Raw genomic sequence first — 14068 nt, 5'->3', positions numbered from 1 at the left:
CGATCTGATCAGACAGGGATATAGCGGCGAAGAATCACTTGAGAAATTCAAACAGGCACAGCGAAAAGTCCGTCCGGCAGTTGAAGCAATGCTTGCCGAAGCAGACCGAGTCGCAGAATCTAAATCAGGAGGATACTCCTTAGAGGATGTTTTCGGAACGGAGGATGAAAAATGACACAGGTACAGATCCTTCCACCTGCAGCAAAATTTCTGAAAAAACTCAAAGATAAAAAGCTGAAATCTCTGTACAAAGAAGCTATTGAAATGATATGTGAAGATTATTCCATCGGCGAAGAAAAGACAGGTGATCTGGCAGGAATGTACGGTTATGACATTTATATCCTATCAGAATTCGCTTGAAAAAGGTTCTTGTTTTATGATTGACATTCCCGAGCCAAGCTTTCATAATACAAATAACACCCTCGGTTCAACTATCATATAAACAGCATTATTCCATACATATATTTCTGCAACATTTTTAATATCATATTTAAGAAATGGAGATTTTCCATGCCAACTCCCCCGATTGAAGTAGATGACACTCTCAAAGAACGAAGCTCTCACGGCTCCTTTGAGCTTCCCATAGAAACCTATACAGACAACTGCGAAATCTTCCATTCTCTCTACAACCACTGGCATGACGAGATGGAACTGATCTATATTGAATCTGGCAGCGGACTGGTCCGTCTGAATAAAGAGATCCTCCGCGTCAAGACCGGAGACCTGATCATTGTGAACCGCGGAGTTCTCCATGGCATAAAAACAGATCTGAAGAATATCCTTTATTTCCGTAGTATTGTTTTTGACCTGAACTTCCTGTCAGGCCCGGCGGGCGATTTATGTCAGGAACGTGTCATTTCCTTACTGATGGATAATCAGGCGGAATTTACCCATATTATTTCCAGATCTGATGAGAATTACGGAAATATCTGCCAGCTTTTTGACAGGATCCATGCCTGCCATAAAGAAAAAAAGCCATATTATTTCGTAAAATTAAAGGCTCTGTTCTTCAGCTTTTTCTACGAAATGCTCATGGGAAATTACATCACTCCCGCAGATAAGGAAGAGAACAAAAGTCTTGCTTCTATTAAAAAGATCCTGGACTACATCAACCTCAATTATTCACAGTCACTGACCGCAGCAGAGCTTACTGCTCTCTCCAATTACAGCGAATACTACTTTATGAAACTGTTCAAGCAATATACAGGCAAGACCCTGATTGCCTACATCAATGACCTGCGCATTGAGAAAGCCAAGCCTATGCTTCTGCACTCCGATTCCTCTGTCACAGAGATCGCACTGGAAGTAGGCTTCAACAACACCAGCTACTTCATTAAGAAATTCCAGCAGGCAACCGGAATGTCTCCCCACAAGTTTCGCAGAAACCTGTCATAAAATCGCAATTTTGTTGTATTTTTTCGAATAGACTGCTGATATAGTTATAGATGTCAGCAAGAGAACTTCTCTTCCTGATATAAATCAAAAACAATACACTATTCAAAACTAAAAAATAAGCAATCTAACTCATAAAAAAAACACATATTTATTTCAGAAAGGGAGATTACGATGGAAAATTTAGAAAAGCTCATCTATGACCTGTATAAGAAAAATGTACGCCAGTGCACAAACGAAGAAATTTACAATGCATTATTGATTTATACCAAAAACCAGCTCTTCGAAAAAGGCTATCAGGACGGAAAGAAGAAAATTTATTATATTTCCGCAGAGTTCCTGATCGGTAAATTATTATCCAATAACCTGATCAACCTGGGAATCTATGATGATGTTGCTGCATTCTTAAAAGAGAATGGAAAAGCCATTGCTGACATCGAAGAAGTTGAACCGGAACCATCTCTTGGAAACGGTGGTCTTGGACGTCTGGCAGCATGCTTCCTGGATTCCATCGCAACTCTCGGTCTTCCGGGCGAAGGTATTGGTCTGAATTATCATCTGGGTCTTTTCAAACAGCTCTTTGAGAACAGACTTCAGAAAGAAACTCCGAACCCATGGATTGAAGAACACAGCTGGCTTACACCTGCAGGTGTTTCCTACACTGTACCGTTCCGCGGATTCTCACTGAAATCTTCCCTGTACGATATCGACGTTGCAGGCTACAATAACAAATCCATTCATCTGCACTTATTTGACATTGATCTGGCAGATGAATCCATGGTTCACGATGGAATTTCCTTTAACAAAAAGGACATCCTTCACAACCTGACACTGTTCCTGTATCCGGATGACAGTGATGATGACGGACGTAAGCTCCGTATCTTCCAGCAGTATTTCATGGTATCCAATGCCGCTCAGTTCATCCTGGACGAAGCAACAAAGAAAGGCTGCAACCTGCATGACCTTGCAGACTATGCAGTGATCCAGATCAACGATACTCACCCAAGTATGGTCATTCCGGAACTGATCCGTCTCCTGACAGCGCGCGGAATCGACTTTGATGAGGCTACCGAAATCGTATCCAAAGTATGTGCTTACACAAACCATACTATCCTTGCAGAAGCTCTGGAAAAATGGCCCATGGACTACCTTCTTGATGTAGTTCCTCACCTTGTACCGATCATCGAAAAGCTGGATGAGAAGATCAAAGCAAAATATCCCCAGGAAAATGTAGCCATCATTGACAAAAACAACCTGGTTCACATGGCACATATGGATATTCACTATGGATTCTCCATCAACGGTGTTGCTGCCCTGCATACAGAAATCCTGAAAACAAGCGAGCTGAAAGCTTTCTATGATATTTATCCGGAGAAATTCAACAACAAAACTAACGGCATCACATTCCGCCGCTGGTTAATGCACTGCAATCATCCGCTGACAGACTATATTACCTCCCTGATCGGTGATGAGTTTAAAACAAATGCAACTGCACTGGAAAATCTCCTGAAATATAAGGATGATGAAGCAGTTCTGAACAAGCTCCTTGAGATCAAAACAGAAGCTAAGAAAACCTGTAAAGAATTTATCCTGTCCAACACAGGTGTTGAAATTGATGAGAACAGCATTTATGATATCCAGATCAAACGTCTCCATGAGTACAAACGTCAGCAGTTAAACGCTCTGTACATCATCAGCAAATATCTGGAGATTAAGGGTGGAAAGAAACCAGCTCAGCCTGTAACCTTTATCTTCGGTGCAAAAGCAGCTCCTGCTTATGTGATCGCAAAGGACATCATTCATCTTCTGCTCACACTCCAGGATCTCATCAAAGATGATCCGGAAGTTGCACCATACATGAAGCTTGTTATGGTTGAGAACTACAATGTATCCGCAGCCGAGAAATTATTCCCTGCATGCGATATTTCCGAACAGATCTCCCTGGCTTCCAAAGAAGCAAGTGGTACAGGTAACATGAAGTTCATGCTCAACGGTGCTGTTACTCTGGGAACTATGGACGGTGCTAACGTAGAGATCAGTGAACTGGTTGGCAAAGATAACATTTATATCTTCGGTGAATCCAGTGAGAAAGTGATCGAACATTATGAGAAAGCAGACTATTGCTCCAAAGATATCTACGAGAACGATGAACATATCAAAGAATGCGTTGACTTCATCGTAAGTGACAAGATGCTGGCACTTGGTCATAAAGAAAATCTGGAAAGACTGCATCACGAACTGGTAAGCAAAGACTGGTTCATGACACTGCTTGACTTCAACGACTATGTTAAAACAAAAGATCAGGCTCTGGCTGATTATGCAGACAGAAAGACATGGGCTAAGAAGATGCTTGTCAATATCGCAAAAGCTGGATTCTTCTCTTCTGACAGAACGATCGAGCAGTACAATAATGATATCTGGCACCTGACACCGGCTAAATAATCTAATAAAAATTCAGCAGCAGGCATTGTATATCCGATGGGATATACAATGCCTGCTGTTTTGTTTTTATATATCCTTGTAATAAGCCGGAGAAATCACATCTGCTTCCTTGCAGGAGCATCCGTTCTCGTAACTGTCACAGCAGTCACAGTTCGAACAGTACATATGTGTATCCGGGATATAGAATAATCCGCCATAGAGCGGTGAAGTACGCAGTTCTTTGGATTCTTTCTTGCTGTTCGCAAAGTGGATTCCATTAGAGATCAGCATATTCTCCGGTTCGTATCGGGAGAAGTCGAAGTAATGTCCCTGCGTTCCGTGATGGGGTACTTTGATGCACCAGTAATGTTCATATAACGGCAGTTTTCCGTCATAGTTCTCTGCGATCATCTTCATATGTTCCGGCTGGGCATCTCCGGTAAATAACAGATTCAACTCTCCATCGTGGGCATTCTGGAATATGATACTGATCTTATGCTTGAACTGTCTAAGATTCACTTTATTCTCGTTTAAATAGTTCAACAGATCTTTGAACTTCGAAATTGCTTTAATTCTTCTGAATTCTCTGTCATACACATATGCCAGAGAGATTTTCTCCTGTTCTTCTTCAGACTGCTCTTTTCCCTCTTCTGTCATGGACCAGATGATCTTACGCAGTTTTTCTGCAAACTCCAGCAGAACTTCCATTACTTCAGTAAATCTCTCATCTTTACTGAGCTGGTCATATACTTCATCTGTTTCTTTCTGAATAACATATACATCCGGCCACAGTGCCTGATATTTGTTCTCAAAGAGTTTTCCTCTGCTGAGAAGCTCCACATTCTGCTTATTCTCCAGAAGTGCATCCACCAGTGCAAACAGGCTGACCTGACGGCTTGGAAGGCCAGATTCTTTCAACAGGTCTGCAAGAAGCAGCAATACCAGAGTTCTGCTCATCTCTTTTTTCGAAAAAACATCCGGCAGGTAAATTTTACCGAAGTCAACAGAAATATCTTTCTTCTTCATCATATAAAGAAGACCTGACAGATGATCCATATGGAAATGTGTCAGAAGCAGATTTTTACTGCTGATCGTTGATAAATCTGAGATGATCAGATCGAAGATTTCTCTTCTGGGGCGTCCTTCTATCCTGCTGTTGTTGGTTCCGAAGTCCACCAGCAGACTTTTCTTTCTGTCCCGGAGGCAGAAGCAGTCTCCGAAACCTACATTATACATTCGTACTTTCATTCTTTTCCCTCTTATGTGCCAGAGCCTGTTTCAAACACGCTCTAATGCTTTTTTCTATTCCATGCTCTCTTTATTTAGAATAAAGTGATTTTTCTTATAACTGATAATACCCTCTTTCTGCATTTTCGACAATTCTGCTGACAATGCGCTTCTGTCTACAGCAAGATATTCAGCCAGTTGTTGTCTGTTAAACGGGACAATGATGTCATTGCTGTCCTGTTTTCCAGCCTCACTCGATAAATAGGCAAGAACTTTTCCACGGATTGTTTTCTTGCTGATCTGGTCGATTTTTCTGGTGAGTGTCAGGTTCTTTTTTGCAAGAATTCCTACCAGATTTTCTACCAGTCTGCGATGGAAGTCGCAGGCTGAGGTACAGGTCTGTAAGACTCTGTGAGCATTCAGCATCAGTACTTGTGTTTCTTCTACTGCTACAGCACTGATCAGAAGAGGCATTTTTTCCATACATGCGTATGCTTCGCCGAAAAGCTGTCCTTTTCCAAATCCTGCCAGAATCTGGCGTTCCCCCCAGTAATCGTCACTGATGATCTGAACTTTGCCATCCAGGATCATTCCAAAATTCTCAGTTATTTCTCCGGTCTGAAAAATGTATTCTCCTTTTTTATAGGTTTTGGAGGAGGCATTCAGGCATTCCAGCAGGCTTTTTATTTCTTCTTCTGTAAATCCCTGGAATAATCGGGATTTACATAGAAAGTCTGTATCTATCATAGAATTCCTTTCGGATGATTTTTTATTCTTTGTTGTAAATACAACGGCTGATTTTATTTTAATATAGGAAAATAGGAAATGCAAGGGGTTGTTGTTTGTGTTATGATATTAGAAATGGAGACTTAAAATTGATTATTATGAAATGGAGATATACACATATGACAAAACAGGAACTGACTCTTGAGGTTATTGAGAGATTGAAGAAAGAATATCCGGATGCTGATTGTACCCTGGATTATGATAATGCGTGGAAATTACTGGTAAGTGTGCGGTTGGCGGCGCAGTGTACAGATGCGCGTGTGAATGTAGTCGTGCAGGATCTGTATGCGAAGTTTCCTACTGTGGAGGCGCTTGCAAATGCGGATGTTGCAGATATTGAGGCGATCGTGCGGCCTTGTGGGCTGGGTAAGAGTAAGGCAAGGGATATCAGTGCCTGTATGAAGATCCTGCATGAACAGTATCATGATCATGTTCCGGAAGATTTTGATGCGCTTTTGAAGCTTCCGGGAGTTGGGAGAAAGAGTGCGAATCTGATCATGGGGGATGTGTTTGGTAAACCGGCGATCGTTACGGATACCCATTGTATTCGTCTGTCTAATCGTATTGGCCTGGTGGATAATATAAAAGAACCTAAGAAGGTGGAAATGGCTTTATGGAAGATCATTCCGCCGGAAGAAGGCAACGATTTCTGCCACCGTCTGGTTAATCACGGCCGTGATGTCTGTACCGCCCGTACCAAACCATACTGTGACAGATGTTGCCTGAATGATATCTGTTCGAAAAATGGTGTGGACAATTAAATCTGCTCCAGGCTGGCGAAGAAGAGTTCATAGAAATCGTCTTCTCCTGCCAGTTTCGGAGAGTTCTCTCCGCCGCCATTGGTGCTTCTGCGCATGGTTGCATAGAATTCTTCTCCCGCTGTGATCAGATCCATTTCATAAATCTGATATCCCAGTTCCCGACATTTGGCGCAGAATGCTTCCAGAGGCTGTTCTGCTTTTCTGGTGTCCATCAGTTCCTGCCAGATATTATGATCTTTCAGTGCTTTTTCTCTTAACTCGTCTAACATAGCTCCGATTTCCATAATAACAATCCTCCTTTTATTTACTGCTGTTCATCAGTTCATAATAGAATATATACTGCTGCATCACGCCCCGGCAGCCCTTATAACGTCTGTTTGGAAATCCCCGTTTGTAATGAGCATCCAGTGCCTGACGGATGTGAGTATCTACGGGAAATGCATCCAGCTGATGCAGACCGAAAAGACAGATACAATCTGCTACTTTTTCCCCAACTCCATACAGTCCCAGAAGTTCTTTTCTAGCATTTTTATATGTCATATCGTACAGACTATCCAGTGAAATATCTCCAAAACAGACCTTCCTGGCTGTGTCCAGTACGTATTTCGCTCTGTATCCCAGATTGCACCCCCGAAGCTGTTCTTCTGTCGTTGAAGCCAGTGCATCTGCAGAGGGAAATGCATAATACTCTGCACCTGTACTGCTTATCTTTCTTACTCCGAATTCCCGGCTGATATTTTCAATACACTTCTTTATTCTGGTGATGTTATTCTGCTGAGAGATCAGGAAGGAAATGGTTATCTCCCACAGATCCTGCTGCAGAATACGGATCCCGCTTCCCAGCTCTCCTGCTGTCATCAGATATTTATCCCGAGGGTTGATCTTATTTATGTATTCGCTGTAATCACAGTCCAGATCGAAATACCGGATCCAAAAGAAGATAAAGTCCTCTTCCGGGCAAAAGAAATTGACAATTCCCCCCTCCTGAGTCAGTTCCAGATATTTATCTCCCGCGATCACCCGGTAGCGGTCATCACTGATCTGATCCATCCGGAAACACTGTCCGGACCTGCAGATCTGCCCCAGGTCAAAATTGTCCACCTCTATTGTCAGCATATCCTAATCCCCTCTGTAAAATTGCCAAGCCATCAGCGCATCTTCGTAACTGATTACTTTTTATTCTTGATGAATATATGAATGTATTATATACTATTCTCAGTATAAACGTAAAGCAGAAAGGGGTTCTTACCAATGAAATTTATATATCCTGCGGTTTTCCGCAAAAATGAAGAAGGCAAATATAAGGCATTTTTCCCTGATCTGGCATGCTGTGAAGCAGAGGGCGATACCCTGGATGATGCCATTGATAATGCCAATGAAGCAGCTTACAACTGGATCTATGCAGAAGTAATGGAAGACGAAATGGATCTTCCGCCTGTCTCTGATGAATCTGATCTGGACCTTCAGGAAGGGGAAATCGTCAGAAATATTCAGGTAAATATCCGCATGTATGACGGATGGGACGAATAAGGTGAAATTACAGAAAACAGGCTCTGTTATGTTACAATTCCATTAAACATAAGCGGAGCTTTTTCTATATCATAATATCAGGTATAAAGGAGGATTTATTTATGAAAATGAAAAGATTTCACAAACTGCTGGTCAGCATTGGATTAAGCGCTGCCCTCACATTCGGAATGACATCTGCTGCTTTTGCAGATACCACTACTGCCACTTTACAGCCAGTAGAGACATCTGGAAATACAGATTCCCGCGTGACTTCCGGGGACGCTCCGGCAGCATCTGCAGCTTATTATCCAAGCTACTCCAACAGCGGCATCCGGCAGACTGATGCACTTTATCAGAATAACAGCTATAAAATAAAAGTTCAGTGGGATGCCGTATCCCGCGCAGAGAAATACGCGGTAAGCATCAGCCATTATGGTAAAAATTCATTCAAACTCATGGGATATACTCCACGACGGTTTGTAACCATAAAGAACCTGCTTCCAGGAACCGTTTACACCTTAAAGGTCACAGCCATCAATTCTTCCGGAAAAGCCATTTCCACCAGAACCGTAGACTGCACCACCCTTTATAAAACAGTATCTGTAAGATCGTCCTGGTCTTCCAATGCTGCCACAGGATATACCTTTAACATGACCGTTCCCCAGGCCGCCAACTCCATCAGCGGATATAAAGTCGTTTACGAAAGTTCCGCCAATCATAAAAAAGTAACCAAACTTTTTAACACCCGCTACTCCTTCACTCTTCCGCTGGCCCGGAACAGTTTTTACAAAGTATCCATTTATCCGTACATTCAGCTGAATAACAAACGCTGCGTAAGCCCTACACCTACCAACTACATTGTTTCCAAAGAAATTATACTTGCCAAAGCAGGCAATACCCGTAATACAATGACAGTAAGGTGGAACAAGGTTTCCGGAGCAGACAGCTACAGCATTTATATTAAAGCTCCAGGTTCTTCTTTCAAAAAAGTAAAGACCACAGGCAAAACCACCTACACCCTCACAAATATGAGTTTAAACAAACAGTATCAGATCCGGGTTGTGGCAAACAAAAAGCTCTACGGAAAGCAGTGGCGTTCCGCTTTCAAAACCTATAATATGAGCCTCAGTTAATCCGCTGAACCGTTCAGAAACGTTAAATTCAATCCAGGTTCCGCAGTTACAAAAAAAACAGTAACTGCGGAACCTTTTTCTTGACTTCTTCGCGTCATAGTGCTACAATGCAGGAAGATTAAGACAAGGGGAGCTTGTGTAAACAGGCTGAGAGTAAGCTGTATCGCTTTAACCCATAACCTGATTTGGATAATGCCAACGTAGGGAAAGTTATCGTTCTTTCGGACTGCAGTATGCTGTTGGCGTATTGCAGTTTTTCTTTTTTATCCACGGATAAACGGAAGGTTTTCCGATCCGCACAGATGGATATTTATACTTTCATTCATTGTTATCCCCCCTTATCTTAGTTTCACATGGCAGACCGGGGGCACCACTCTCTGCTGAATCTCAGAAGTTCACTTACAAACTTACAGATATGCGCAGGTGCAAGTCCCTGTTTCTATACAGGAGGCGCATTTCATTTATTATCATTATACGTGAGGAACGTACAATGATCAGCAGCCCGCAGTGCAGGGCAAGGAGGAAAAAATGACACAGTACACAACACAGATGGACGCAGCACGTCACGGAATCATTACATCTCAGATGGAGATCGTAGCAGAAAAGGAGCACATGGATGCAGACGAATTAAGAGAACTGATCGCGAAAGGACAGGTGATCATTCCCTGCAATAAGAATCATAAATGCATCAGCCCAAGCGGTGTAGGTGCGAAACTCACCACCAAGATCAATGTAAACCTGGGTGTTTCCAGAGACTGGAAAGACGTTGATATGGAGTATAAAAAGGTACATTCTGCAGTAGAAATGGGTGCTGAAGCCATCATGGATCTCAGCTCCTACGGCGATACCAGAAGCTTCCGCCGCAAACTTACTTCTGAATGTCCGGCAATGATCGGAACTGTTCCGATCTACGATGCAGTGGTATATTATCACAAAGCCCTTGGCAAAATTACTTCCGAAGAATGGATCGATATTGTACGTATGCATGCAGAAGACGGCGTGGATTTCATGACTATCCACTGCGGTATGAACCGTGCAACAGCAGCCCGTTTCAAGCAGAATAAACGTCTGATGAACATTGTTTCCAGAGGCGGTTCCATCATGTTTGCATGGATGGAAATGACAGGACAGGAGAACCCATTCTATGAACATTTCGATGAGATCCTGGATATCTGCCGTGAGTATGATATCACTTTAAGTCTGGGTGACGCATGCCGTCCGGGATGTATTGCTGATGCTACCGATACCGCACAGATCGAGGAGCTGATCACTCTGGGTGAACTTACGAAACGTGCATGGGAAAAAGATGTCCAGGTGATGATCGAAGGTCCGGGACATATGCCGCTGAACCAGATCGCCGCAAATATGGAAATCCAGAAGACACTGTGTCATGGTGCCCCATTCTATGTACTGGGACCTCTGGTAACAGATATTGCACCTGGATATGACCATATTACTTCTGCCATCGGTGGTGCTATTGCAGCTTATTCAGGAGCTGCTTTCCTGTGTTATGTAACACCTGCAGAACATCTGCGCCTGCCTAATGCAGAAGATGTAAAAGAGGGAATTATCGCAGCCAAGATCGCAGCCCACGCCGCAGATATTGCTAAAGGTATTCCTGGTGCTGCTGACTGGGATTATAAGATGAGTGAAGCCAGAAAACATCTGGACTGGGAAGAAATGTTCAAGCTCAGCCTGGATCCTGAAAAAGCCAGACGCTACCGCGCAGAAGCCAAACCTGAAAAAGAAGACACCTGCAGTATGTGCGGAAATTTCTGTGCTGTAAAGAACACCAATCGTATTCTGGATGGAGAGATCGTTACTATATTCGACGAATGATCTTATAGCCAGATCAGGCAAACATTGAAATAAATGATTTTATACGTTTAACAATAGGTCTGTTACATTGTTTTCGAAACAAATGCTTATAGAAAGATAGTTTTTGCCATAGTTACTGTCTTTTCTACAATAAACAAAAGCCGTATTTCAACACAATTTGAGTCGTCGAAATACGGCTTTTATCATTCAATTTCCTACATTCTCAGCTTCTTATGAAACTCCCGCAGCATCTCCTTCTGCCTGAAAATAAACAGTCCTGCAAGGGTAAGAAAACTGATCCCTGCGCAGATTACAGAAGGATACCGGAAAGTTACAAGTCCGGTACAGATCAGAATAATGGAAACAAGACCTGCCAGACAGGCCTGGATAAGATAGAAAAGATATTCTTCCCGGGCCAGCCTGCTGATCTTCGCGATCACCGGAACAGAGATCAGCACTGCAAGCACTCCCACCGGAAAAACGAAGTCCACAGACCAGCCTCTCCATCCTGTAAAAACATCCCACAAGATGGCGATCACCGTCACGATCAAAAGCTGCCACATTTCATTCTTCAGAATATTTCTTCTCTTGAAATACGCCACCATTACCACCAGCCATGCACAGACACAGCCTGCCCCTGCAAACCAGAACCAGTTCAGAGTTCCTTCTGCAAGATAATTTACCATTCCACAGATCACCGCGATCACCAGACACAGAAAACTGAACTCCTGTACCACTTTCCGGTTCTCCTTTTTCACCAGCTTTCCGGCTTCTGTACAGCCCGGGAAATCATTTCGCTCTTCCCTGCAGGAAATCTCCTCTTCCTTCAGCATCCGCAGAAAATTCCTCTCAATACTGTTATCCGGGATCTTCGAAGTGAAGCCAAGCGTCATCGCATCTCCATAGGAACAGGAACACATCTGCAGAGAATCCGTGCTTGCAAAAATGCCGAAACGTTCAATAAATTTCTGATATTCTTCCGGAAAACGTACAATCCCGATGTTGGAATACACAGCAGTAATGCTTCTGCTTCCAAGCTCCGCACCTACCATCAGGAAATATTTTTTGATTTCCAGCGGTACTGCTCGCACCAGAGGATTCTTCTCAAGCCGCACATATCCATTCATGTGCATGGCAATCTTCTCTTTTACCAGTTCCTGTTTAAACTGATCCTTCACTGCTTGAAGGACTTCCGTAAACACTGTATGATCTGTAAAAGTATAACCCACTTCGATCCATCCGAAGAAATTCGCCATAGACTGTGACGGAAAATAATTTCTCAGATTCACAGGGATCATCAATGCCACCGGCCGGTTCTGGCGGCTCCTGGGAACTTCTTCATGAATGGCACACAGCATCATGGCCGTAAGCAGTACTGTAATGGAAACACCGTAGGATTTCGCCTTTGCATGGATTTCTTTTACTGGGATTCCAATTTCTGTGATGTGCATATCTGAATGAAGAAGTTTCTCCCCTTTCAGCTTTACAGCAGGCTTTTTCTTCTCTTTGTCTCTGGGCATATCTGAAGAATAATACTGGGAAAAACTATCCTCTTCCTGGTCTCCCCAGGTTGTTTCTTCTGCTGTTTCTATCCGGGGAAGTCCTGCCTGGGGATGTGCCAGGATCAGATAATTCTGCACCAGTTCCTGCAGAAAATGCATAGCTCCTGTTCCATCTGTCAGCGCATGAAATACCTCGAAGTTGATCCTATTTTTATAATAGCTTACCTGAAACAGCAGGGTCTTTTTGTCCGGAATATACAGTCTGCTGCAGGGCGGTTCTGTCTCCGGTACTGCCAGGGCACGCAGTTCCCTGTGCTCCAGATAAAACCAGAACAATCCCTTTCTCAGCACAGTCTGAAACAGCGGATATTTCTCCATGGTCTGATCCAGTGCTGTCTGCAGAACTTCACCGGCAACCTCCTCTTTCAGCTGGCAGTAAAATCTGAAAACTCTGGTGTCATTTTTCCCTGTAACCAGAGGAAAAGCCAATGCTGCATTATCAAGTTTTCTCCATTTTGAATAACCTGCTTCCATCTTTCTCCTGCTTTCTTATTTCGTTTCTGAAGAAGCCAGTATATTGTTTCGTAAATAACTGTCATTCAGAAATCCATTGATAAATCTGAAACTCTCCTGCACATGCAGAAATTTAATCCCCAATGCAAAAAATCCATGAAATGCACCGCGGATCCGGTGTACCTCCACCCTGTTTCCTGCTGCTTCCAGCTTCCTCCCGTATACTTCTCCTTCATCTCTGAGAGGATCATACTCCGCTGTCAGGATCAGCGTTTCCGGCAGATCCTTTAGATCTTTTTCCTGAAGTGGAGAGAAATACGGATTCTTTCTGTCTTCCTCTGTTCTCTGATAAAGGTTCAGATAATCTTCCATTTTTACTGCTGTAAGCAGATAATCACTGCCATTCTCATGCACCGATCTGTAAGGAGATTCTTCTGTATAGCAGTTTCCTACTGCCGGATAGATCAGGATCTGTCGTCTGGGGGTAAATTCTCCCCTGTCTCTGGCCATCAGGCATACTGCTGCTGTGAGATTTCCACCTGCACTGTCACCGATGATCGTAATCTTCTCCGGATCTGTATGAAGGATCAGCTGGTTGGTATAAAGTGCTTTCGCAGCTGCATAACAGTCTTCCAGCGGTATCGGAAATTTATGCTCCGGTGCCAGTCTGTATTCCACAGATACTACGATATGGGCGGTAGCCTGTGCCATTCTGGAACACACACGGTCATAATTTTCCACACTCTCTGTCACCCATCCGCCTCCATGGAAAAACAGAAGTACAGGAAAGGTAGTTCCCTCTGCAATTCCTGCCTCCATGGCTTCTTCTGTGGGGAAATACAGGCGTACAGGTACTTCATGATCTCCATTATATACCCTGGCATCCAGCTTTTTCAAAAAAATCCGGGTTGCATCCAACTGCTTAAGATCAGCCAGTTTTCTGGAAGAATCCACCTCTATATTTCCATAAGAAAGTGCGTGTAAAACAGTTTTCATTGTCTTCGAT

General features: G+C 43.2%; 13 protein-coding genes and 1 riboswitch. Of the genes, 7 read left to right on the top strand and 6 right to left on the bottom strand.

Annotated elements, in window-relative coordinates; genetic code table 11:
• Positions 1-171 precede the first annotated feature (171 nt).
• The 3 genes from R8695_RS01100 to R8695_RS01090 all read left to right on the top strand — a co-directional run bounded on the left by R8695_RS01100 (position 172) and on the right by R8695_RS01090 (position 3834).
• A complete protein-coding gene (locus R8695_RS01100) occupies positions 172-360 on the top strand; it encodes a type II toxin-antitoxin system RelE/ParE family toxin (RefSeq protein ID WP_154780589.1) in 189 nt (62 codons plus the stop codon).
• 150 nt (positions 361-510) lie between these two features.
• A complete protein-coding gene (locus R8695_RS01095; RefSeq protein WP_154780590.1) occupies positions 511-1395 on the top strand; it encodes an AraC family transcriptional regulator in 885 nt (294 codons plus the stop codon).
• 171 nt (positions 1396-1566) lie between these two features.
• Positions 1567-3834 carry a glycogen/starch/alpha-glucan phosphorylase gene (locus R8695_RS01090; protein ID WP_154780591.1) on the top strand — a complete coding sequence of 756 codons (2268 nt, stop codon included), beginning with the start codon at positions 1567-1569 and terminating at the stop codon, positions 3832-3834.
• Positions 3835-3900: 66 nt separating this feature from the next.
• Here R8695_RS01090 and R8695_RS01085 read toward each other — a convergent pair whose 3' ends face one another.
• Both R8695_RS01085 and R8695_RS01080 read right to left on the bottom strand, forming a co-directional pair.
• Positions 3901-5061 (bottom strand): MBL fold metallo-hydrolase, encoded by a 1161-nt coding sequence (locus R8695_RS01085; protein ID WP_154780592.1) that lies wholly within the window; start codon positions 5059-5061, stop codon positions 3901-3903.
• Between the two features lie 54 nt (positions 5062-5115).
• Positions 5116-5787: a Crp/Fnr family transcriptional regulator gene (locus R8695_RS01080; RefSeq protein WP_118509661.1), complete on the bottom strand. Its 672-nt coding sequence runs from the start codon at positions 5785-5787 to the stop codon at positions 5116-5118.
• 158 nt (positions 5788-5945) lie between these two features.
• Here R8695_RS01080 and R8695_RS01075 point away from each other — a divergent pair, with 158 nt between their 5' ends.
• Positions 5946-6587 carry an endonuclease III domain-containing protein gene (locus R8695_RS01075; RefSeq protein ID WP_154780593.1) on the top strand — a complete coding sequence of 214 codons (642 nt, stop codon included), beginning with the start codon at positions 5946-5948 and terminating at the stop codon, positions 6585-6587.
• Here the strand turns inward: R8695_RS01075 and R8695_RS01070 are convergent.
• On the bottom strand, positions 6584-6871 hold the full coding sequence (locus R8695_RS01070; protein ID WP_118509659.1) for a hypothetical protein: 288 nt from the start codon (positions 6869-6871) through the stop codon (positions 6584-6586). The two genes, R8695_RS01075 and R8695_RS01070, sit on opposite strands and share 4 nt — an antisense overlap.
• 16 nt (positions 6872-6887) lie before the next feature.
• Positions 6888-7703, bottom strand: coding sequence for a DNA-3-methyladenine glycosylase family protein (locus R8695_RS01065; RefSeq protein ID WP_118509658.1), 816 nt, complete (start codon positions 7701-7703; stop codon positions 6888-6890).
• Positions 7704-7838: 135 nt separating this feature from the next.
• Between R8695_RS01065 and R8695_RS01060 the strand changes: the two genes are divergently transcribed.
• The 3 genes from R8695_RS01060 to thiC all read left to right on the top strand — a co-directional run bounded on the left by R8695_RS01060 (position 7839) and on the right by thiC (position 11068).
• Positions 7839-8117, top strand: coding sequence for a type II toxin-antitoxin system HicB family antitoxin (locus R8695_RS01060; RefSeq protein ID WP_118509657.1), 279 nt, complete (start codon positions 7839-7841; stop codon positions 8115-8117).
• Between the two features lie 101 nt (positions 8118-8218).
• Complete coding sequence (locus R8695_RS01055; protein ID WP_154780594.1) at positions 8219-9229, top strand: fibronectin type III domain-containing protein; 1011 nt, start codon at positions 8219-8221, stop codon at positions 9227-9229.
• Positions 9230-9345: 116 nt separating this feature from the next.
• Positions 9346-9454, top strand: a riboswitch (TPP riboswitch).
• Positions 9455-9757: 303 nt separating this feature from the next.
• A complete protein-coding gene (gene thiC, locus R8695_RS01050) occupies positions 9758-11068 on the top strand; it encodes a phosphomethylpyrimidine synthase ThiC (RefSeq protein WP_118509655.1) in 1311 nt (436 codons plus the stop codon).
• A gap of 194 nt (positions 11069-11262) precedes the next feature.
• Here thiC and R8695_RS01045 read toward each other — a convergent pair whose 3' ends face one another.
• A complete protein-coding gene (locus R8695_RS01045; RefSeq protein ID WP_154780595.1) occupies positions 11263-13083 on the bottom strand; it encodes a DUF6320 domain-containing protein in 1821 nt (606 codons plus the stop codon).
• 15 nt (positions 13084-13098) lie between these two features.
• Positions 13099-14058: an alpha/beta hydrolase gene (locus R8695_RS01040; RefSeq protein ID WP_154780613.1), complete on the bottom strand. Its 960-nt coding sequence runs from the start codon at positions 14056-14058 to the stop codon at positions 13099-13101.
• Between the last annotated feature and the right edge of the window lie 10 nt (positions 14059-14068).

Source organism: Blautia luti, assembly GCF_033096465.1.
In the GTDB taxonomy this organism is placed as follows: Bacteria; Bacillota; Clostridia; order Lachnospirales; family Lachnospiraceae; genus Blautia_A; species Blautia_A luti.
The sequence above is the reverse complement of the archived record's forward strand: the minus strand, read 5'-3'. Positions and strand labels throughout refer to the sequence as shown.